This window comes from Pseudomonas sp. RIT-PI-q, assembly GCF_001297125.1.
Lineage (GTDB): Bacteria > Pseudomonadota > Gammaproteobacteria > Pseudomonadales > Pseudomonadaceae > Aquipseudomonas.
This window is the reverse complement of sequence record NZ_LHPC01000054.1, coordinates 119,379-140,666: the sequence shown is the minus strand read 5'-3', so window position 1 is coordinate 140,666 and position 21,288 is coordinate 119,379. Positions and strand designations below refer to the sequence as shown.

Here is a 21,288-nt window from a genome sequence, read left to right as displayed (position 1 = left end):
GCGCGTTACCAGTGCGCGCCGAAGGTCTCTCGCAACTCGTCCAGTGCCGCCTGATCGAGCGGCTCGGGCTTGGGGTTGCTCATCAGCCACAGTCGCGCGGTTTCTTCGAGCTCTTCCAGGGCGTAGCTGGCACGGGACACCGAACTTTCCCAGACCACCGGACCCAGCCGCTCAAGCATCACGCCGCGAACGCTGTTGGCCAGTTGGGCGACCTGCTCGGCAACTTTCGGCGAACCGGGTCGCTGATAACCAATCAACGGGATATGCCCGACCTTCATGACCTGATAAGGCGTCAGCGGCGGCAGAATATCGTGCGGCTGCCAGACACCGGCCAGCGTCAACGCCACCAGATGCGTGGAGTGGGTATGCACCACGCCGCCCACACTCGGGTTGCGGTCGTAGACCTGGCGATGCAGCGCCAGGGTCTTTGAAGGCTTGTCACCGGACACCCATTCGCCTGCCAGATTGACCTTGGCGATGGTCGCCGGATCGAGACGCCCGAGGCAGACGTCGGTTGGTGTGATCAACCAGCCGTCGTCGAGGCGCGCACTGATATTGCCGGCACTGCCGACGGTGTAACCGCGCTGGTAAAGGCTGTGGCCTGCTTCACAGATTTCTTCGCGCAAGGCGTTTTCGTTACTCACTGCACACCTCCGGCGAGTTGATTCAAAGCCTTGCTGAAGAAATCCCGGCCACCGAAATTGCCCGATTTGAGTGCCAGCGCCAAAGGTTCGTCCGTACTGCTGACAGTCGCCGGTACACCCGGATCGATCTGCGCGCCGATCTGCAGCAGTTGTACGCCGAGCGCCTTGACCACCGCGCCCGAAGTCTCTCCACCGGCGATCACGAAGCGGCGCACACCGCTCTGGCGCAAACCTTGGGCAATGTTGCCAAAGGCATTTTCCACCAGACTGCCGGCCTGCTCGACGCCCAGTTGCTGCTGCACCGACTTCACCTCATCTGGTGAACTGGTGGCGTAGATCAATACGGTTTGTTCGTTATCTCGGGCAAAGGTCAAGGCTTGCGCCACCACCGGCTCACCCGCCGCCAAGGCCAGCGGATCAATGCGCAAGGCCGGTCGACCGGCTTCAAGCCAAGCCGCCACTTGCCCATTGGTGGCGATCGAAGCACTGCCGGCCAACACCACTTCCCCGCCGAACACCGCCGGAAGTTTCGAGGCATCAAGGTCGCGCAGTTTGCCGGCGCGACGGAAATTTTCCGGCAGGCCCAACGCCAGCCCCGAACCACCGGTCAACAGCGGCAGATCGGCGCAAGCAGCGCCGAGGGTATACAGATCGCTGTCCGACAAGGCATCCGCGATGGCCATGCCGACACCTTGGGACTTCAATTCGGCAATTCGCGCACGTACCTGTTCAGTGCCGCGAGCAATCGTGTCGTAGCGCAACAGGCCGATATTCAGGCTGGTCTGCGATTGCAAGACCCGAACCAGATTGGCATCGGTCATCGGCGTCAGCGGGTGATGCTGCATGCCCGACTCGCTGAGTAACTGATCCTGTACAAACAAGTGGCCGCGAAAGATCGTCCGGCCATTCTCCGGGAACGCCGGACACGCGAGCGTGAAGTCGCTATCCAGTGCCTTCAGCAGCGCTTCACTGACCTGGCCGATATTGCCGGCCGCGGTGGAGTCGAACGTCGAGCAATATTTGAAAAAGATCTGCTCGCAGCCTTGTTCACGCAGCCAGGCCAGTGCGGCGAGGGACTCTTCGACCGCGTCGGCGACCGGCGTGGTCCGCGACTTCAGGGCAACGACAATCGCATCGGCATCAAGCCCGGCGGCCACTTCTGCACTGGGAATACCGATGCTTTGCACGGTACGCATACCGCCACGCACCAGCATGTTGGCAAGGTCCGTGGCGCCGGTGAAATCGTCGGCGATGCAGCCCAGCAGCGGGCGTGCGGTGGAGGTAGTCATGGCGGTGTTCCTTAAACGGATTCAGGCTTGGCAGTCGGCAATTCGATGCCCGGGAAAATCTTGATCACTGCCGAATCGTCCTCACGGCCGAAGCCGGCACTGGACGCCTGCATGAACATCTGGTGCGCGGTGGCCGACAGCGGCAGCGGGAATTTGCTGGCCCGTGCGGTATCCAGCACCAGGCCCAGGTCCTTGACGAAAATGTCTACAGCGGACAACGGCGTGTAGTCAGCCTTGAGAATGTGCGGCACACGGTTTTCGAACATCCAGGAATTACCGGCGCTATGGGTGATCACTTCGTACAGAGCATCGGCATCGACCCCTTCACGCAGGCCCAGCGCCATGGCTTCGGCAGACGCAGCAATATGGACCCCGGCAAGGAGCTGGTTGATGATTTTGACCTTCGAACCGAGGCCGTGGACATCGCCCAGGCGATACACCTTGCCGGCCATGCCCGCCAAAATCGACTCAGCCTTGGCGTAGGCGTCGGACGGGCCAGAGGTCATCATGGTCATCTCGCCAGCGGCAGCCTTGGCGGCCCCACCGGAAATCGGTGCATCCAGATACAGCAGGCCCAGCGCGGCCAGGCGTTGGCCCAGATCCACAGCGAACGTCGGGGCGACGGTGGCGCAACCGATGACCAGGCTGCCCGGGCGCAGTACGGCGACGGCACCGCCCTCACCAAACAACACGGTCTCGGTCTGCTCGGCATTGACCACCACGGTGATGATCACCTCACACTCAGCGGCCATGTGTGACGGCGAAGGACACGCCACGCCGCCCTCCCCGGCGAACTGTTCGGTGACGGCAGCGCGCACATCACAGGCATGCACGTTAAAACCGCTGCGCAACAACGAGCGGGCAATGCCCAGGCCCATCGCGCCCAGACCGACAACACCGACATTCTTGTTATTCATGGGGTACTCCAGAGGAAAGCAGCGACTAGACGGTGGTCGCGTTGTAAATAGAGGTGCGGTAAGCAGGATCAGCACCGAGCGGAATAATCCACGCCGGGGCGCTGTCGTTCATCGAACATCAAGGCAATCCTGTTTTCGACGTGTTTTCAGGTTGTCATACCGGCCGAAGAAGATCATCTACCAATGATCAGATTATGTGAAGTATTTTTTCGACTTAACATTTATTAACACGATCTGCGTACGCGAACTCTGTAGCAGCTGTCGAGCTTGCGAGGCTGCGTTCGGCTGCGCAGCAGTCGTGAAATCAGGCTATGCGGTGTATCAGGGAAAATCGCGCGCTCAGGGTTTGCGCCTGCTGCGCAGCCGAACGCAGCCTCGCAAGCTCGACAGCTGCTACAGAAACGGACGCCAGCCGCTACCAGGCATGGGTTTCTACGCCCGGCGGTGTGGCAAGTTTTGAGCACTGACTTACACTGCGATACACCCAATGCGGAAGCCGACATGAAAACGGTCACGGCCCTTTATGCCTGTCTGCTCGCTGCCAGCGTGTGCGCGGCGATGAGCCCGTGTGCCCATGCGGCGAAGCCTGCACCCCTCTTCAAGACCAGCTTCGACTGCGCCACCGCCAGTGCGGCCGTCGAAAAGCTGATCTGTCGCGACGCGCAACTGGCGCAGATGGACCTCGAACTGACGCGGCTTTATCGCCTGGCGCTCACGGATGAACGTTCAGTTCCCAGTCCAGACAAAGTCACGATCGACCAGCAGTTCTGGATCGCTGCCCGCAATCAATGCGCCTCCGAGCGCGAGCCCAAGGTGTGCACGATCCGCAGTTATGCCGAGCGTGCACACCAGCTGCGCCAAGGCTCGGCCATTGTGCGCACCAAGGACCCAGACCGACTCACCGAAGGCCCTTTGGCCTTTCGTTGTACCGGGTTTAACACGCCGATTGCTGCGACCTTCTTTACCACGCAGCCGGGCGTCGTGTACCTGAAATGGGCGAACACCTCGATCACCCTGATCCAGGTGCCGAGTGATATGGGAACCCGATACGCTGGCAAGGACAACCAGGGCAATTACAGCTTCTGGCAAGACGGCAACGTGGTCCTTTTTCAGAAACCAGGCTCAGGGCAAATGAGCTGTACCGCCGAGCCGGTCAGCTGATTGTTCAAATGTCACAGGTGGTCGGCATCAATCACCGCTTTGGCGAAAGCCTGAGGGTCTTCCTGCGGCAGGTTGTGGCCGATGCCACCGCTGATCAGTCGGAATTCATATTTGCCGGTGAAGCGCTTGGCATAGTCTTCGGGAGCCGGGTGCGGTGCGCCGTTGGCGTCGCCTTCAAGGGTAATGGTCGGCACGCTGATGGACGGAGCTTTGGCCAGCCGCTGCTCTAGCGCTTCGTATTGGGGTTCGCCCGGAATCAGCGCCAACCGCCAGCGGTAGTTGAAAACGGTGATGGCGACGTGGTCGGGGTTGTCCAGGGCGGCGGCACTGCGGTCGAAGGTCGCGTCGTCCAACGCCCATTTTGGGGACGCCGTTTGCCAAATCAATTTGGCGAAGTCGTGCCGGTATTTTTCGTAGCCGGTACGGCCGCGTTCGGTGGCGAAGTAGTACTGATACCACCACTGCAATTCGGCCCTGGGCGGCAATGGTTTTTTGCCCGCTTCCTGGTTGCCGATGAGGTAGCCGCTGACGGAGACCAGCGCCTTCACCCTCTCCGGCCAGAGCGCCGCGACGATGTCCGCCGAGCGCGCGCCCCAATCGTAACCGCCGAGTACCGCCTGCTTGATCTTCAGTGCGTCCATGAAGGCAATGACATCGCTGGCCAGCGCGGAGGGTTGGCCGTTGCGCAGCGTCTTGGCGGACAGGAAATGTGTGTCGCCGTAGCCCCGCGCATACGGGATGAGCACCCGATAACCCTTCGCCGCCAGCAAGGGCGCCACATCGATGTAGCTGTGAATGTCGTAGGGCCAACCGTGCAGAAGAATGACCACAGGCCCATCGGCAGGACCGACCTCGGCGTAAGCCACATTGAGCAAACCGGCGTCGACATGCTTCAGCGGGCCGAACGAGGCCTGTGTCGCCGCTGTTGGGATCGCCGCCGTGGCGTTGCCGGTTTGCGCCTCGGCAGCACCGAGGACGCCGAACGGCATCAGTGCGAGCGCGAATACGGACAAGCCGACTAAATGGCGTCGGGTAGCGGTTTTAGCGTTCAACAGCGGCATCTTCATCGTCCGTTCTCCCTCGTTGGCCTGATCAATGAGGTTAGTCGGGCATCGACGGACTGTTGGTAAAACCGTTCAAGTCAGGCTGTTACCCGACATCAAGCCCTCGGTGAGCAATGACACCAAGGGCTGGACCAGGTGCTGAGTACGGGCTTCGTCGCCAATCACGGCCACTTCGGTGGACGGTAAGGTCGGCAATTTCTCCGACGGCTCGACAATACGCATGCCTTCTTGCAGGAACGATGCGCCCAGGGCGGTAATCCCCAACCCTGCGGCGACTGCCGCCTGCACGCCCATCACGTTGCTGGCCAGGCAGGCGCACGTCCACTCGCGCCGAACCGACGCCATGGCTTCGATCATGATTGCCCGGTACGCGCAGGGGGGTCGCATCATCACCAGGCGTGCGGGCCTTGCCGTGTCGATTTCATAATCCTTCGCGGCGATCCACACCAAAGGCTCGCGCCAGATGATTCGCCCCCGCTGCGCGTTGGGACTGATTTTGCGCTTGGCAATGACCACGTCCAGTAGCCCGGCTTCGTGATCGGCCAGCAAATCGTTGCTCAAGCCGGTGGTGAGCTCCAGTTGAATGTCGGGATACAGCTCGCTAAAGCGCGACAACAATTTGGGCAACTGAGTCGGCACCAGGTTTTCAGAAACCCCCAGGCGCAGAAGACTGAGGGTGGCCGGTTGCTTGATCTCCCGGATGAAGGTGTCGAAATGCACCATCAACTGGCGTGCGCCCACCAGCAGTCGTTCGCCGTCGGGAGTCAGGTTCAACGCCCGGCTGGTGCGCTCGAAAACCCGTAAACCAAGGATGTCTTCGAGGCGGATGATTTTCTGGCTCACTGCCGATTGCGAGCGCGCAATCACCTCGGCCGCCGCGGTGAAACTGCCGGTCTCCGCGACCGCGATAAACGCCCGCAGCAGGTCGATTTCCAGGTCACTGGCTTGCATGATGAATTCGCCTTTCAACTGGATGCCATTAAATTTATGCGTTTGAGCTCTGGATCGCAAACTCTGATGATCAGGCCATCACTACGAGGATTTCCACATGACAGGCAATAAAGCGGTAGAACTAGTTGAAAGCTTTTGGCGTGAGGTTTGGCAGGCAAAAGACCCGCAAGCCGCCGCGCGCTTCGTCGCCGAAGACTTTGTTATTACCTCGGGCGGCGTTGAGATTGTCGGCCGGGAGGCCTTCATTGAATGGATTGGCGTGTTCCTGTCGAAAATCGACGACTTCGAATTCGGCAGTATCGAGACGTTCCAGAATGCCGAAGGCACTCGCGTCGCCTCGCGCTGGAAACTGGCCGGAAAAAACAACGGATTCATCGGTGGACGCTCGTGCAACAGTCCGTTTGAAATGCTCGGTACGGCGGTTTGGGAAGTTCGTCCCGATGGACTGCTGGCGCACAACTGGGTAGAGCGCAATTCCCTGGAAGTCCACCGGGACATGATCGGTCTTTGATCCTCTGATCCGCATTGATGTGACATCAGGCCGGGTCGGCTACTTCCGGGGTTCGTGCCGGGCTGAACACCAGTCCCGAAGCGAACACCACCCCAAGGATGACGCCACCGGCGCCAAGCAATTGCCAGATATTGGGCACCACGCCCAGTATCGAGGACACCAGCATGGTGAACACGGGAGCCAGGTTGAAAAAGATTGAGGTCCGCGCAGCGCCAATGGCATGGATGCCCTTGAACCACAGCAAGTACGCGATCAACGAACCAAACACTGCCAGGTAGATGACGGCGCCATGAACGGACAGTGAGGCGCTACGGATGCTGGTAATCGGGTCTTCAAAGATGAAGCCCAGCACGATCAGGCCAATCACCCCGAACATCATCGAGAAGCTGGTGGTTTCCAGCGGTGTTGAGTCTTTGACGAAGCGCCGGGTGCCGACCATGTTGGCAGCCCAAGCCATGCTGCCGGCCAGAATCATCGCGTCGCCGGTGGCCACTTTCAGCCCGAGCAACACCTGGATATCGCCACGGGTAATCACCAGGCCAACACCCAGCAAACCGAGGATCAGGCCGATGGCTCGGCCGCGATCAATCCGCTCACCTTCCAGCAGCACTGCAAAGATCATCGTCCACAGCGGCGTGGTCGCCAGGATCAACGCGCCGTTGATCGGCGTGGTGGTTTGCAGACCAAAGAAGGTCGCGAGGTTGAAGGCAGTAAAACCCAGCAGCCCCAGGCCGATAAACGCCGGCAGATTGTTCTTCAGCGTGACCAGACGCAACTTGCCGGCCAGACCGAAAATCAACAGGAGCAACAGGGTGGAGATTGAAAAGCGCTCAATGGACGCGCTGATCGGTGCCATGCTCTTGATGATGTAGGCACCGGCGTTGAAGTTGGTGCCCCAGAAAAACGTGGCACCGACAATGCCGGCATACGCGAGAGGCGTTGATTTTGACATGGCTGTTTCCTCGTCAAGTCGTGCGATGAACACTCGGCAAACCGCTGAATGCTTGAAACCTGCTTGTCAGGTTTTGCAGAATTCTTGCAGGCTTGTCGTTGGGGCAAAATTCCCCATTTATTCACCCTTCATGTGAGAAAACGCCCATGTTCGATTGGGAGGATCTGCGCTACTTCATCGTATTCGCCCACGAACAGTCGTTATCGGCGGCGGCACGCAAGCTCAAGGTCGACCATGCCACCGTGGCGCGACGCATCAGCGCTCTGGAGAGCTCGTTGAACCTCAAACTGGTGGACAGACGCCCTCGCGCTTATATGATCACCGAGGACGGAGAACGTATTGCGCAATTGGGGCGACGCATGGAAAGCGAGTCCTTCGCGGTGCAGCGCACGGCGCTGGCCGGGCAGGAAAGCTACGCCGGCGACGTCACTGTCAGTGCCCCGCCGGCGTTGGCCTGCGCATTGATCGCGCCGCGAATCAATGAGTTGCGGTCGAAGTATCCGCAGCTGTCCTTGCACCTGATCGGCAGTCTGGGCAGTGCCTCGCTGTCGCGACGGGAAGCCGATATTGCCGTGCGCCTCAGTCGCCCCAAGGAGCCGGACCTGGTCACGCGCAAGGTCGCCACCGTGCCATTCCACCTGTACGGCTCGGCGGACTATTTAGCCGACACCGCGCCGCAAGATCGGGTGTTCATCGCCTACGACGAAACCATGGAGCAATCCCCGCAACAGGCGTGGCTGAAGAAACAGGCGGGTGATCGACCGATCCTGCTGCGCAGCAATGATTTGAATATCCAGGCCACCATTGCGCAAGCAGGCGCCGGTGTCGCCGCGCTGCCCTACTTCCTTGGCGAACGCTACGGCCTGCAAGCGATGCCGTCGGTTGGCGCGGACCTGGCGCGGGACGTGTGGCTGGTGGTTCACAGCGACATCCGCCACACCCCGGCCGTGCAGGCGGTAATGAGTTTTCTTGCATCCTGCTTTGAAAAGTAAAACACCAGTGTCAACGCCTCCCGTTATGTAGCAGCTGTCGAAGCCCGCGCCCTGCTCTGTAGCAGCTGTCGAGCCTGCGAGGCTGCGTTGGACTCTGTAGCAGCTGTCGAGCTTGCGAGGCTGCGTTGGACTCTGTAGCAGCTGTCGAGCTTGCGAGGCTGCGTTCGGCTGCGAAGCAGTCGTAAAATCAGGCAACGCGGTGTATCAGGAAAACCGCGTGCTCAGGGTTTGCGACGGCTTCGCCGCCGAACGCAGCCTCGCAAGCTCGACAGCTGCTACGGGTCGAACGCCGATTTCGATAGTTGATACGGATCACGTGATGGTTTGAGGATCGGGGTGTTTCAGGAACTCGGCGATTTATGCCACGGATAGCCTTTCGCGCTGAGTTGGAAGGCGTAATCGAATAAACGCTTCATGTATTCGCCATCAAACTTCTGATTGCGCGGAAAGTGGAAATCCGAACCGATGTACGCCAGGTTGAAGTCCGCCCCGTCCTGCTGCGCAATTCGGTAAATCCGGTCCAGGTCGCTGATCCCCTGGGTCTGGATCAATGTGCTGATGGCTCGGCCGCCGATGCTCAAGGTACGGCGCTTGGTGCCGGACCACTGCGGCACCAGTTTGCCGTTGCGAATGACATAGAAATGCCGTCCCTGCCGTATGCGTGCCCCGGTCACGCTGTTCAGCGCCATCACCGTGCCGGGTGGGTAAAGGAACACCTGAGTGAGAACGCCGCCGTCCACGTGCATTTCCTGAAACTGTTTACCATCAACCTCTACATCGATCATGACGGGTGAGACGGCGCCGGGAATGCTCATCGACGCGACCATGATGTTACGAAACAGGTGGAGCGCCCCCGGTGCATCACTGGAAGCAATCGCGCCCATGTTCCAGGTGACGGGCCGCCCGGCATCCAGGTCGGTGGTGCCGATCATCAGCAGCCGTCCTTTTGCGTATTGCGCGGCGATGGCCGCCAGCACCTCGGCAGTGATGTACTTGGCAATGAGTCGCGCCAGTGGCTTGCTGTCCGCTATTCCGTCGCTGGCCAGGCGGGTTAGCACACTGCGCGAATGGAAAACGTCCTTTGGGCCGATGGCGCTGCAGATCCCCAGAATGACCGGGTCATATTCAGGCCCGAGATAAGCGAACGGCGCAACAAGGGCACCGGCGCTGATACCGGTGACGACCTTGAACGCAGGTCGAGTTCCATGCAGGGTCCATCCGGCAATGATGCCCGCTGCGAAGGTGCCGGCGTCGCCGCCCCCCGAAATGGCCAGGTAATGGCCCAATGGCAATATGTCATCCCTGATCCCTGTGCCGGTGAGCGCCGCAATCTCTCGATCGTTGGCCAGGCTCGCATCGCGGATGAACGGCGTCAGGTCCTGGTCCAGCCAGTAGCGCGCATTCGGGATGCCAGGAATGACCGCTTGTTCGGTTAACGTTTGCGGCACAGCATCACGACGTTGCAGGCACCCTTCACGCAACATGTTCATCGTTGTGGCGCTGGGCCTGGGCAGAAATGGTTTCAAAACGCCTCCTCCGGTCCCTGCAATCGACAGAGAACGCGCGCAACGGGACGGTGAAATGGCCTCACCCATCATGCACGCGCCATTCACCCATGACTACTTTCTCAGTCAGGCGGCGGTCGTCTGAATACCAGCAGTTTGCCGGTGGCGCGCTGCACCACGTTGTCGTGCTGATTGCGCGTTTCCATGAGCATGGTCACCACGCCCCGGTCAGTTTTGGTGGCCGACGGTTCGATCGCCTGCACGGTGGTTGTCAGACGTAACGTGTCATCGGGGTAGGTCGGCGTCGGCCAGCTCAATTCGATACCCAGGCCAATGATCCCGTCCGCCAGCGGCACGCTGGCCACCAGCAGTTTCATGGTCAGGGCCGCCGTGTTCCAGCCACTCGCCGCGAGGCCGCGAAACAGGCTCAGGCCGGCCGCTTGCGGGTCGAGGTGGAAGGGTTGCGGGTCGTACTCCTGAGCAAACGCCAGCATCTTCTTTCGCTCGACGTGGAGGCTGTCGCTTTCGAACACCTGGCCGAGGCTCAGGTCATCGAGGTAGAGTTTTTCCCAGGAATGCACGGTCATGATTCATTCCTCCGCTTGGCATTACGCGTAGCTGATGTCGCTGAGATCGATCGCCACCAGCAGCGCGTCCCTGTCGGCCTGGCCATCGGCCCCGCGTCGATAGGCGCGCCGCTTACCGGGCATGCGCAGCCCGTCTGCTTCTATGTAGCCATGAACATACTGGGCGGCAGGCAAGCCACCGCTCACGTCGACGTTGTAATCGTGCCGACGTAATAGAAAGTCTTCACCGAAATAGAATTCCTGGACCGCACAGTGCGTCGCGATGTTTTCGGGAAAGGTCACCTTTAATCGCCGCCAGAGCTGTGTTCCCTCTTGCCAGGGCTCAACCTCTTCGGTCGCGACACCCGGCAAGGTGAACTGGAACGGCATGGTCAGGTAAGACCACATCGCGTAACCGTTGAAGTACGCCCGATGGAGTGGATCCCAAGGGGAGTTTTCGCCGTGCTCGCGAAAGGATTCCCGTGGCGCCTGTCTCTCGGCAATCACCGTGCCGTCGGTCTTTTGAATGGCAATTCGATCCGGCGTGTAAGCGGTCAATTGATCCGGCCCGCCAAAGGGTGTTACCGAGGCGCGCTGCTCACGCAGCCAGACCGTCATCTGGCGGGGTGCGCTGTCCTGCGTCAGGCCTTTCATGGCCCAAAGCGAGCCGCCGGTCACGATGGTGGCCTGTACGGTGCTGAAATTGTTCCAGCGTTCAAGCCCACCGTGGGCTATCAACACCTTATCCAGCAGTTCATTAACGTGCGCACTCATGGTTACAGCCCTTCTTCCGGCGGCCGATCCTGCACCCACTGCCAGAATAATTGATAGCCAACCGCAAGCACCACCGGGCCGATGAACAGCCCGATGATGCCGCCGGTCACCATGCCGCCCAGGGCGCCGATCAACACTACCGGCATCGGCACATCGACCCCGCGCCCGAGCAGCAACGGCTTGAGTACGTTATCCACCAGACCGGCCACAAACACGTAGATGGCGAAGACGATGGTCGCGGTGTTGGCGCCCTCGGTGGCGAACACGTAGACGATCACGGGCAGCGTAATCACTGTCACCGGCAACTGCATGATGCCGAGCAGCAACACCGCCAAGGCAAGCAGGCCTGCACCGGGGACGCCTTTGAGGACGAAACCGAGGCCCACCAGCAGCATCTGGATAAACGCGATACCGACCACCCCCAGCGCCACCGCACGGATCGTGGCGGTGCAGAGTTCGGCGATTTTCGGCCCCTTGGCCGGACCACTGACGCGGCTCGCGATCTGTACCGCGCTGCGGCTGCCGCCTTCGCCATAGGCCATGAAAATGCCGGCGATGATCAGGGCGAAGATAAAGGTCAGGAACCCCATGCCGACGCCAGCCAGTTTGCTCAACAGGGTCAGGCTGACCCCTTTGATCTGCGGGATGTACTTCTCGGTCAACCCCGGAAGATCGGTTGACGCCTGCAGCCACGCCGCCGACAGCGGTTTACCCACCACCGGCCAACCGGCGACGGAATCCGCCGGCGGAGGAATGTGCACCCCGCCCTCCCTGACCACATTCATGGCTTTTTCGACCGAGTCGGCTATCGAGGTGCCCAACAGGTAAATCGGCACCATCAGAATGACGATGGCGATCAAGATGATCAGCGTCGCGACGTGCCCCTCTTTGAGGCCGCGCCCGGCCATCAGACGCTTTTGCAGCGGGTAAAGGGTGATCGCCAGGATCACCGACCACAGCATCAGGTCGCGGAAGGGGCTGAAAATCTGGAAGCAGAACAGCACCAGAATGATAATGAGTCCGGCGCGAATCAGTACATCAAGCAGGCTGCGACTGAACGTCTTTTCGGTGATGGGCGTGGGCACCATGACTGCCTCCTTGCAGATCGCTGCAGAGGGTTGTGATCGGTTAGCCCAGCATAGACGTTCAGCAGAAAACGTGAGGCCTCAACGCAGCTTCAACGGGTCGACCAGTTCAGCGGCGATGGCCATGCCCACCAGGTCTGGCAAGGTGTTGGCCTGCATGCGTTTCATCACCCGCGAGCGATACAGGTCGACGGTTTTGGCGCTGACCCCCAGTTGCTCGGCGATTTCACGGGTGGTGTAGCCCTGCACCAGCGGCAACAACACATCGCGTTCCCGTGGGGTCAGTGTGAGCAAACGCGCCTGCAAGGCTTCGTGGCCCTGATTGCCGGAGCGGTTGGCCGCGCAATTGCTGAGCGCCTGTTGCACGCTGTCCAGCAGCAATTGCTCGTTATAGGGCTTCTCGATGAAGTCGTGAGCGCCGGCCTTGAAGGCGCGTACCACGATCGGTACATCGGCGTGCCCACTGACGAAGATGATCGGCAGGTTCAATTCGCGGGCGCGCATTTCTTCCTGCACGTTCAACCCGCCCATGCCGGGCATGCGCACGTCCAGCAGCACGCAGGCGTCGAGCGTCGCATCGCAGGCACCGAGAAAGTCAACGCCACTGGTAAACGGCAAGGCCTTGAGGCCGACCGACTCCAGTAACCAGACCGTTGAATCGAGCATGCCTTGGTCGTCGTCGACCACATACACCACGTGCTCCGTCACACCTGACATTGCGTTATTCCTGTTGTTGTTTTGTTGGGCCGGCAAGCGGCAAGCGGCAACACATCAGCAGCCCGACAGGTTGGCGCCGGGCCTGTAATTCGCCACCGAAACCTTCGACGATGCTGCGGCTCATGGACAGCCCGAGCCCCAGGCCATCGGCCTTGCTGGTATAGAACGGGGTAAAAATCTGTTCCAGTTCGGGCTCGCTGACACCCGGCCCCTGGTCTTGCACGCTGATTTCCACGGTGGCGCCACTGCCCTGCCCCGCCGCCATCACAATCAGCGAAGGCTGGCCGGGATGTTGTTCGCGGTTGGCATCGATGGCGTTGCGTAACAGATTGAGCAGGACTTGCTCCAGCAGCACCCGATCGGCATAAACGGGCGGCAGATTATCCGGCAGTCGGTCCTCGATTGTCACTTGGCAATTGCTCGCTTCCCAGGCACACAAACGCACGGCCTCGCGGGCGACGTCGGTGAAATTGAGGGCCTGCATGCGGCGCTGACCCTTACGCAGAAACGCCCGCAGACGCCTGATCACTTCCGAAGCATGGGTGGCGTGATAGGTGATGCGCTCCAGGCCTTGCGCGACCCGTTCGGCGGCTTGGGGATTGGAGCCCAGTGTCTGTAAATAGCGTTGGCTGGCATTGGCGTAATTGACCACAGCCGCCAGTGGCTGGTTGATCTCGTGGGCAATGCCCGACGCCAGTTCACCGAGCGTCACCAGGCGCGCGGTGTGCGCCAATTCGTCCTGATGGCGGCGCTGCTGCACTTCGCGCAGTTCACGTTCGGTCATGTCCCGCGCCACCAATGAATAATAGCGCTCGTTGCCGGCAGCACGGTGCGCCAGCAGGACCAGTGACACCGGCACCGACGTGCCGCCCGCCGGGGGTTGCAAGCGCGCATCGGTGCTCCAGACCCCATCGCGTTCGGCGCTGCTCCAGCCGTCACGTTGCAAACGCGCGAGATCGGCGCTGGCGAACAACTCGCCCAGGACCGGCATCGGTTGTTGCTCGTCAATCCCGAGGATGCGTCGCGCCGCCGGGTTGAGGTACGTGACTTGCCCCTCGGGGTCGATGAACAACACTGGATCGATGTTGGCCTCGACGACCTCGGCCAGGCGCCGCTTGTTCTCTTCGGCCTGCACTCGGGCGGTGATGTCCCGGGAAACGCTGACCACCTCGACCACCGCGCCGGTGTAGGTTTCACGAATCGCCCGGCTCGCGGTTTCGAACCATAGATAGTGCCCGGCCCGGTGGCGAATCCGATAGGTCATGGTGTGATAGCCGTCCTGCTCCAGCGCATCTCGCGCACGCTGCACCAGATTGGCCAGGTCGTGGCCATGGAACAGGCCCTGGGCCAATTGCCCGCGCAACTCTTCGGGCCAGTAGCCGAGCAAGGTCCAGGACGCGGGCGATGCATCGAGAAAGCGCCCGTCCGGTGTATGACGGGAAATCAGGTCGGTGGTGTTCTCGATGATCAGCCGGTACAGCCGGCGCGCCTTGGTCGCCTCGCGCTCGGCCAGCACTTGTGCCGTAGCGTCGCGGCACCGGGCGAGCACTCGGTTGTCCTGCGGATCGGGGATAAACGTCCAGATCAGAATCTGCGCTTCGAACTGCGCCTCGACGCCTTCGATGGCACGTTGCTGGTCGAGGCAGGCGCGTACCAGCACCCGATGATTGACCGGCAAAAAGCCCAGCACATCGTTCAGCGGTTTTTCCGCGAGCAGCGCCAACAGCGCCGCATTGAATTCCACCGGTCGGCCTTGGGCGTCGAGCAACAGACTCGGTTGCGGATCGTGGCCCAACAGCGGCGAACCGCGCAGCATGCCATTGACGCTGCTGAGCAACGTGGTCAGCAAATCCTGCACCCAGCCCAGCCAGTCAAGGCTCACGCCCTCGCAGACTTCCACCAGCAGCAATCCCGCATGCCCTGGCTGCAAGGCCAGATCGAACACCTGACCATGGCTGATGGCGGCCCGGCGCAAGCGGCCGGACAACCAGCAATCGAGTTGCCGTACCTGAGCCAGGTCCAGCCGCCCGTCCTCCACCAGCCGATCGAACAGCAGCTGATCGCTGGCCAGTGCCGGGTCGCCCAGGCCCGGTGGAAAATGCAGCGCGGCGCCCTCGTGGCTGTAAATCCCGGCATGGGGTTGCCAGCTCAGATAAACCGCCCGGCGCACCTCGGGACAATCCTGCAACGCACGGCACAACGCATCGGCCCGGGCGGCCAGAGACACACCCTCGCGCTGCAGGCGCAACCAGCTGTGCAATCGAACGGGAGTCAGGCTCATCACGGGTCCACTTCGTTGGGGAAGCCAAGGATATACCGGCCTCGGAGGTATGACGGCATTCATTTGGCACCGGAAGAATCCAATATAGTATATCTACTATACTGCGTAGGTTGTACTTCCATATCCATGGCAGATTGTTATATAAAGCAAACCGGACATAAAAGATGACTTCAGCGGCTACGCTTAAAGGTCATCCATAGAGCTAACAATCAGCCACCGAGTACCCGTCATGTCGATCTACGAACAAGGGCTAGGCCCTGCGGCTGTCAACCATATTGCCTTGTCTCCGCTCAGCTTCATCGAGCGCACGGCCAGCGTTTATCCCAACTACCCCGCCGTCATCCATGGCTCGATTCGCCGCACGTGGGCGCAGACCTACACCCGTTGCCGACGCCTGGCCTCGGCGCTGGCCGGTCGCGGCATCGGCAAGAACGACACCGTGGCGGTGATGCTGCCGAACATCCCCGAGATGCTCGAAGTGCACTTCGGCATACCGATGATCGGCGCCGTGCTCAACCCGCTCAACGTGCGCCTGGATGCCGAAGCCATTGCCTTCATGCTGCAGCATGGCGAAGCCAAGGTGCTGATCACCGACCGCGAGTTTCATAGCGTGATTCACGCGGCGATCGGCATGCTCGATCACCCGCCGCTGGTGATTGACGTCAATGACCCGGAATACGGCGAAGGTGAGGCCGTCAGCGAGCTGGACTATGAAGCGTTGCTGGCCGAAGGCGACCCGGATTACGCCTGGCAATGGCCGGCGAACGAATGGCAAGCCATCTCGTTGAACTACACCTCTGGCACCACCGGCAACCCCAAAGGCGTGGTTTATCACCATCGCGGCGCGTACCTGAACTCTCTCGGCAACCAGATGACCTGGGCCATAGGCAACCATCCGGTGTACCTCTGGACGCTGCCGATGTTCCACTGCAACGGTTGGTGCTATCCGTGGATCATCACCGCGTTGGCCGGCGTGCATGTGTTCCTGCGCCGGGTCGATCCGCAGAAAATCCTTACGCTGATCCGCGAACATCAGATCACTCACCTGTGTGCGGCGCCGATTGTGCTCAACGCGCTGGTCAACATGCCGGAGTCGGCGAAAGCGGCCATCGATCACCCGGTCAACGCCATGGTCGCCGGCGCTGCGCCGCCGGCCAAAGTGATCGGTGCCGTGGAAGAAATGGGCATCAAGGTCACCCACGTCTATGGCCTGACCGAAACCTACGGCCCGGTGACCCTCTGCGCCTGGCATGCCGAATGGGATGAGTTGCCGCTGGATGAACGGGCGCAAATCAAATCCCGCCAAGGCGTGCGCTACCCGACGCTCGAAGGCGTGATGGTCGGTGACTCGAAGACCCTGGAACCGACCCCACGGGACGGTCAGACCATCGGTGAGATCTTCATGCGTGGCAACACCGTGATGAAGGGCTACCTGAAAAACCCGACCGCCACCGCCGAAGCGTTCGAAGGCGGCTGGTTCCACACCGGCGACCTGGCGGTGTGTCACCCGGACGGTTATGTCGAGATCAAGGACCGACTCAAAGACATCATCATTTCCGGCGGCGAGAACATTTCCACCATCGAACTGGAAGGTGTGCTCTACCGCCACCCCGGCGTGATGGAAGCGGCGGTCGTTGCCCGTCCCGATGAGAAATGGGGCGAAACGCCTTGCGCGTTCATCACCCTGAAGGCCGATCACCAGGACGTTCGCGAGGCCGACATCATCAGTTTCTGCCGCGAGCACCTGGCCGGTTTCAAAGTGCCACGCACCGTGATCTTCACCCTGCTGCCGAAGACGTCCACCGGCAAGATCCAGAAGTACGTCCTGCGCGACAGGGCTAAAGCGCTCTAACCGAACCAACGCTTTACCCACCAGGCGGCAGGTGCTTTTACCTGCCGCCTCGGGTTCGTGCACGCCGAATTCGGCCCAGCGACACCCCAAACACCGATAACAAAAACAATGTGGAGCCACCCATGATCGACATCCATTCAACCGATACCCAACGCTGTGAACGTATTCGGAGCAACCCGAAATTCCTTCAATTGGTCAGCAGCCGTTCGCGCCTGGCCTGGTCGTTGAGCGCCGCCGTGCTGGGCACTTATTACCTGTTCATGTTGGTGGTGGCGTTTGCCCCGCAGTGGTTGCATGCACCGCTGGGCGAACATCGGATGTTGACGCTGGGCATGCCGGTTGGCGCGGCGATCATCATTTTTTCCTGGCTGCTGACCGGTTGGTATGTCTACCGCGCCAACACCCGCTTTGATGCACTGGGCGCGGCCATTCTCGAGGAGAGCAAGTGATGAACCTGCTACGTAAACTGCTCCTCGCCGCTGCCGGGTTGTTGCCGGCCTCCGTTGTACTGGCTGCGCCCGCGTTGGGCGCCATCGAAAAACAACCGCTGAACCTGCATGCGATCGGCATGTTCTTTGTGTTCGTCCTCGGCACGCTGGCCATCACCTGGTGGGCGGCGCGGCAAACCAAATCTACGTCCGACTTTTATACCGCTGGCGGTGGCATCACCGGGTTCCAGAACGGTCTGGCGATTGCCGGTGACTACATGTCCGCCGCCACGCTTCTGGGCCTTTCCAGCCTGGTGTTCGCCAAGGGCTACGACGGCTTCATTTACACCATCGGCTTCTTTGTCGGCTGGCCGATCATCACCTTCCTGATGGCCGAGCGTCTGCGTAACTTGGGGCGCTACACCTTCGCCGATATCGTGTCCTATCGACTGGACCAGAACAAAGTGCGGATCTTCGCCGCGTTCGGTTCGCTGACGGTGGTGTGCTGCTACCTGATCGTGCAGATGGTCGGTGCAGGTCAGTTGATCAAGTTGCTGTTCGGCCTCGACTACCCGGTTGCCGTGGTGATCGTCGGCGCGCTGATGCTGGTCTACGTGATCTTCGGCGGCATGATCGCCACCACGTGGGTGCAGATCATCAAGGCTGTGTTGCTGCTGGCCGGCGGTACAACCCTGGCGGTGATGGCCATGTCGCAGTTCGGTTTCAGCTACGAAACCCTGGCCACCAAAGCCGTCGAGGCTCACGCCAGTGGCTGGAACATCATGGGGCCGGGCTCGATGCTCGCCGACCCGATCAACACCGCGTCGATGTCGCTGGGCCTGGTGTTCGGGATTGCCGGTCTGCCGCACATCCTTATGCGCTTCTTCACCGTGCCGAACGCCAAGGAAGCGCGCAAGTCGGTGTTCTACGCCACCGGGTTCATCGGTTTCTTCTTCCTGGTGGTCTGCACCCTGGGCTTTGCCGCGATGGTCATCATCGGCACCGATCCGCAGTATTACGTCAATGGTGAAGTCGGCGGTGCCTTGATCGGCGGCGGCAACATGGTTGCCATGCACCTGGCCAAGGCGGTCGGCGGCAACCTGTTCTTCGGTTTCCTCTCGGCGGTCGCGTTCGCCACCATTCTCGCGGTGGTTTCCGGGCTGGCCCTGGCCGGTGCATCGGCGATTTCCCACGACCTCTACGCCACGGTGTTCAAGAAAGGCAAAGCTACACAGAAACAGGAAATGCGCGTGACCCGCATGGCCACCGTCGCCCTTGGAATCATCGCGATTCTGCTGGGCATTCTGTTCGAGAAGATGAACGTCGCCTTCCTCGTCGGCCTGACCTTCGGCATCGCCGCGTCGACCAACTTCCCGGTGCTGATCATGGCCATGTACTGGAAAGGCCTGACCACCAAAGGCGCGATCCTCGGCGGGTTTGCCGGCCTGATCTGCGCGCTGGTGCTGGTGATTCTCTCGCCTGCGGTGTGGGTCACCGTGCTTGGTCATGCTCACGCGATCTTCCCGTACGACCACCCGGCGCTGTTCTCCATGCCGCTGGCGTTCCTGGTGATTGTGGTCGTGTCGAAACTCGACCAAAGCGTGCGCGCCGGCAAGGAGCGTGACGCTTACGCCGATCAGTTCGTTCGCGCCCAGACCGGCCTCGGTGCCGCCAGTGCTTCCAGCCATTGATTGAAAGGGCACGGCCCGCCGTTGCGGCGCCGTGCCCATCGCACAACCTTTTGAGGTTCACGTTATGCCCGAATTCAACGCCCCGCTGCGCGACATGCGCTTTGTGCTGCACGAAGTGTTCGACGCCCCGGCCCTGTGGGCGCGCCTGCCGGCCCTGGCCGACAACGTCGACGCCGCAACCGCTGACGCCATTCTTGAAGAGGCGGCCAAAGTCACCTCGCACCTGATTGCCCCGTTGAATCGCAGCGGCGACGAAGAAGGTGCGCAGTGGCTCGATGGCCAGGTCAGCACGCCGATCGGTTTCAAGCAGGCTTACGCCACCTACATCGAAGGCGGCTGGGTAGGTTTGTCCGGCAACGCCGATTTCGGCGGCATGGGCATGCCGAAGATGCTCGCCGTGCAGTTTGAAGAAATGCTCTACGGCGCCAACTCAAGCTTTGCTTTGTATTCGGCGTTGAGTTCCGGTGCCTGCCTGGCACTGGATGCCCACGCCAGCGACCCCCTGAAAAACCTGTACCTGCCGCCGATGTACGAAGGCCGTTGGGCCGGTTCCATGTGCCTGACCGAAGCCCACGCCGGCACCGACCTGGGGATCATCCGCACCCGCGCCGAACCTCAGGCTGACGGCAGCTACAGCATCACCGGCAGCAAAATCTTCATCACCGGTGGCGATCAGGACCTGACCGAAAACATCGTGCATCTGGTGCTGGCCAAACTGCCGGACGCACCAGCAGGGCCGAAAGGGATTTCGTTGTTTGTCGTTCCGAAAGTGCTGGTCAACGCCGACGGTTCCCTCGGCAATCCCAACGCGGTGAGTTGCGGTTCGATCGAGCACAAGATGGGCATCAAGGCCTCCGCCACCTGCGTGATGAACTTCGACGGCGCCAGCGGTTGGCTGGTCGGCGAAGCCAACAAAGGCCTGGCGGCGATGTTCACCATGATGAACTACGAACGCCTGTCCATTGGCATTCAAGGCATCGGTTGCGCCGAAGCGTCGTATCAGAGCGCCGTGGCTTATGCCCGTGAACGTGTGCAGAGCCGCGCACCGACTGGCGCAATGGCCCCGGACAAAGTCGCCGATCCCATCATCGTTCACCCCGACGTGCGCCGCATGCTGCTGAGCATGAAAGCCATGACCGAAGGCGGCCGCGCGTTCGCCAGTTATGTCGGGCAGCAACTCGATCTGGCGAAGTTCTCCGATGATGCGCAGGAACGGGACAGCGCGCAAAACCTGGTGGCGCTGCTCACCCCGATTGCCAAGGCGTTCTTCACCGACACGGGTTTGGAAAGCTGCATCCACGGTCAGCAAGTGTTCGGCGGCCATGGCTACATCCGCGAATGGGGCCAGGAACAATTGGTCCGCGACGTGCGTATTGCGCAGATCTACGAAGGCACCAACGGCATTCAGGCGCTGGACCTGCTGGGGCGCAAAGTGCTCGCCGACAAGGGTGTCGCGCTGCACCAGTTCACCGGCCAGATCCGCCAGTTCGCCGATCAGCCCGCCGCGCCCTACTCCGTTCAACTGCTCGATGCCGTGCAGCGTCTGGAAGACCTCAGCGACTGGCTGCAAGACCAGGCCGCGACCAACCGCAACGAAGTCGGCGCCGCCTCGGTGGAGTATTTGCACCTGTTCGGCTACGTCGCCTACGCCTGGCTTTGGGCGCGCATGGCTCAGGTCGCGAAGAAAAAACACAGCGAAGACCCCGCGTTTTATGGCGCGAAAATCGCCACCGCCGATTTCTACATCCACCGCCTGCTGCCGCGCGTCTTGAGTCTGGAGCAATCCATCCGCGCGGGCAGCGGCTCGTTGTATGGCCTGAGCGCCGAACAGTTCTAACGATTGAACCGCACGCGGTGCCTCGCTCCTCTCATTTTGGCGTTCGCGTTTTTTATTGATCAGCCCTCGCC

At 60.9% G+C, this 21,288-nt stretch carries 19 protein-coding genes; 7 read left to right on the top strand and 12 right to left on the bottom strand.

What is annotated here, in order from left to right; translation table 11 throughout:
- Positions 1–5: 5 nt before the first annotated feature.
- The 3 genes from otnC to ltnD are packed head-to-tail and all read right to left on the bottom strand — an operon-like array spanning position 6 to position 2,850.
- Entirely contained in the window at positions 6–644 is a 639-nt protein-coding gene (gene otnC, locus AEQ67_RS28820) for a 3-oxo-tetronate 4-phosphate decarboxylase (RefSeq protein ID WP_059407159.1), read from the bottom strand.
- Positions 641–1,933, bottom strand: coding sequence for a 3-oxo-tetronate kinase (gene otnK, locus AEQ67_RS28815; protein WP_059407158.1), 1,293 nt, complete (start codon positions 1,931–1,933; stop codon positions 641–643). Before otnK ends, otnC begins: the two co-directional genes overlap by 4 nt.
- 11 nt (positions 1,934–1,944) lie before the next feature.
- Positions 1,945–2,850 (bottom strand): L-threonate dehydrogenase, encoded by a 906-nt coding sequence (ltnD, locus tag AEQ67_RS28810; RefSeq protein WP_059407157.1) that lies wholly within the window; start codon positions 2,848–2,850, stop codon positions 1,945–1,947.
- A gap of 501 nt (positions 2,851–3,351) precedes the next feature.
- On the opposite strand from ltnD, the gene AEQ67_RS28805 reads away from it, so the two are divergent.
- Complete coding sequence (locus AEQ67_RS28805) at positions 3,352–4,011, top strand: MliC family protein (protein WP_059407156.1); 660 nt, start codon at positions 3,352–3,354, stop codon at positions 4,009–4,011.
- Positions 4,012–4,022: 11 nt separating this feature from the next.
- Here AEQ67_RS28805 and AEQ67_RS28800 read toward each other — a convergent pair whose 3' ends face one another.
- Entirely contained in the window at positions 4,023–5,078 is a 1,056-nt protein-coding gene (locus AEQ67_RS28800) for an alpha/beta fold hydrolase (protein ID WP_059407155.1), read from the bottom strand.
- 69 nt (positions 5,079–5,147) lie between these two features.
- Positions 5,148–6,026, bottom strand: coding sequence for a LysR substrate-binding domain-containing protein (locus AEQ67_RS28795; RefSeq protein WP_059407221.1), 879 nt, complete (start codon positions 6,024–6,026; stop codon positions 5,148–5,150).
- 97 nt (positions 6,027–6,123) lie between these two features.
- Here AEQ67_RS28795 and AEQ67_RS28790 point away from each other — a divergent pair, with 97 nt between their 5' ends.
- Positions 6,124–6,537, top strand: coding sequence for an ester cyclase (locus AEQ67_RS28790; RefSeq protein WP_059407154.1), 414 nt, complete (start codon positions 6,124–6,126; stop codon positions 6,535–6,537).
- 25 nt (positions 6,538–6,562) lie between these two features.
- On the opposite strand, the gene AEQ67_RS28785 is transcribed toward AEQ67_RS28790, so the two are convergent.
- The gene (locus AEQ67_RS28785; RefSeq protein ID WP_059407153.1) at positions 6,563–7,489 is read right to left on the bottom strand and encodes a DMT family transporter; all 927 of its coding nucleotides are present in this window, start codon (positions 7,487–7,489) and stop codon (positions 6,563–6,565) included.
- A gap of 146 nt (positions 7,490–7,635) precedes the next feature.
- On the opposite strand from AEQ67_RS28785, the gene AEQ67_RS28780 reads away from it, so the two are divergent.
- The gene (locus tag AEQ67_RS28780; protein ID WP_059407152.1) at positions 7,636–8,481 is read left to right on the top strand and encodes a LysR family transcriptional regulator; all 846 of its coding nucleotides are present in this window, start codon (positions 7,636–7,638) and stop codon (positions 8,479–8,481) included.
- Between the two features lie 341 nt (positions 8,482–8,822).
- Here AEQ67_RS28780 and AEQ67_RS28775 read toward each other — a convergent pair whose 3' ends face one another.
- From AEQ67_RS28775 to AEQ67_RS28750, 6 genes are all read right to left on the bottom strand, one after another.
- The gene (locus AEQ67_RS28775; RefSeq protein WP_059407151.1) at positions 8,823–10,007 is read right to left on the bottom strand and encodes a patatin-like phospholipase family protein; all 1,185 of its coding nucleotides are present in this window, start codon (positions 10,005–10,007) and stop codon (positions 8,823–8,825) included.
- A gap of 101 nt (positions 10,008–10,108) precedes the next feature.
- Positions 10,109–10,573, bottom strand: coding sequence for a MaoC family dehydratase (locus AEQ67_RS28770; RefSeq protein ID WP_059407150.1), 465 nt, complete (start codon positions 10,571–10,573; stop codon positions 10,109–10,111).
- Between the two features lie 21 nt (positions 10,574–10,594).
- Positions 10,595–11,326 carry a hypothetical protein gene (locus AEQ67_RS28765; protein ID WP_059407149.1) on the bottom strand — a complete coding sequence of 244 codons (732 nt, stop codon included), beginning with the start codon at positions 11,324–11,326 and terminating at the stop codon, positions 10,595–10,597.
- Between the two features lie 2 nt (positions 11,327–11,328).
- Entirely contained in the window at positions 11,329–12,414 is a 1,086-nt protein-coding gene (locus AEQ67_RS28760) for an AI-2E family transporter (RefSeq protein WP_059407148.1), read from the bottom strand.
- A gap of 78 nt (positions 12,415–12,492) precedes the next feature.
- On the bottom strand, positions 12,493–13,128 hold the full coding sequence (locus AEQ67_RS28755) for a response regulator transcription factor (protein WP_059407147.1): 636 nt from the start codon (positions 13,126–13,128) through the stop codon (positions 12,493–12,495).
- A gap of 4 nt (positions 13,129–13,132) precedes the next feature.
- Entirely contained in the window at positions 13,133–15,409 is a 2,277-nt protein-coding gene (locus AEQ67_RS28750; RefSeq protein ID WP_059407146.1) for a PAS domain-containing sensor histidine kinase, read from the bottom strand.
- Between the two features lie 229 nt (positions 15,410–15,638).
- Between AEQ67_RS28750 and AEQ67_RS28745 the strand changes: the two genes are divergently transcribed.
- The 4 genes from AEQ67_RS28745 (at position 15,639) to AEQ67_RS28730 (ending at position 21,217) form a co-directional block, all read left to right on the top strand.
- Positions 15,639–17,261 carry an acyl-CoA synthetase gene (locus tag AEQ67_RS28745; protein ID WP_059407145.1) on the top strand — a complete coding sequence of 541 codons (1,623 nt, stop codon included), beginning with the start codon at positions 15,639–15,641 and terminating at the stop codon, positions 17,259–17,261.
- Positions 17,262–17,383: 122 nt separating this feature from the next.
- Positions 17,384–17,710 carry a DUF485 domain-containing protein gene (locus AEQ67_RS28740; RefSeq protein WP_059407144.1) on the top strand — a complete coding sequence of 109 codons (327 nt, stop codon included), beginning with the start codon at positions 17,384–17,386 and terminating at the stop codon, positions 17,708–17,710.
- Positions 17,710–19,380: a cation acetate symporter gene (locus tag AEQ67_RS28735; RefSeq protein WP_059407143.1), complete on the top strand. Its 1,671-nt coding sequence runs from the start codon at positions 17,710–17,712 to the stop codon at positions 19,378–19,380. Before AEQ67_RS28740 ends, AEQ67_RS28735 begins: the two co-directional genes overlap by 1 nt.
- A 64-nt stretch (positions 19,381–19,444) precedes the next feature.
- Positions 19,445–21,217 (top strand): acyl-CoA dehydrogenase C-terminal domain-containing protein, encoded by a 1,773-nt coding sequence (locus tag AEQ67_RS28730; RefSeq protein ID WP_059407142.1) that lies wholly within the window; start codon positions 19,445–19,447, stop codon positions 21,215–21,217.
- Positions 21,218–21,288 lie beyond the last annotated feature (71 nt).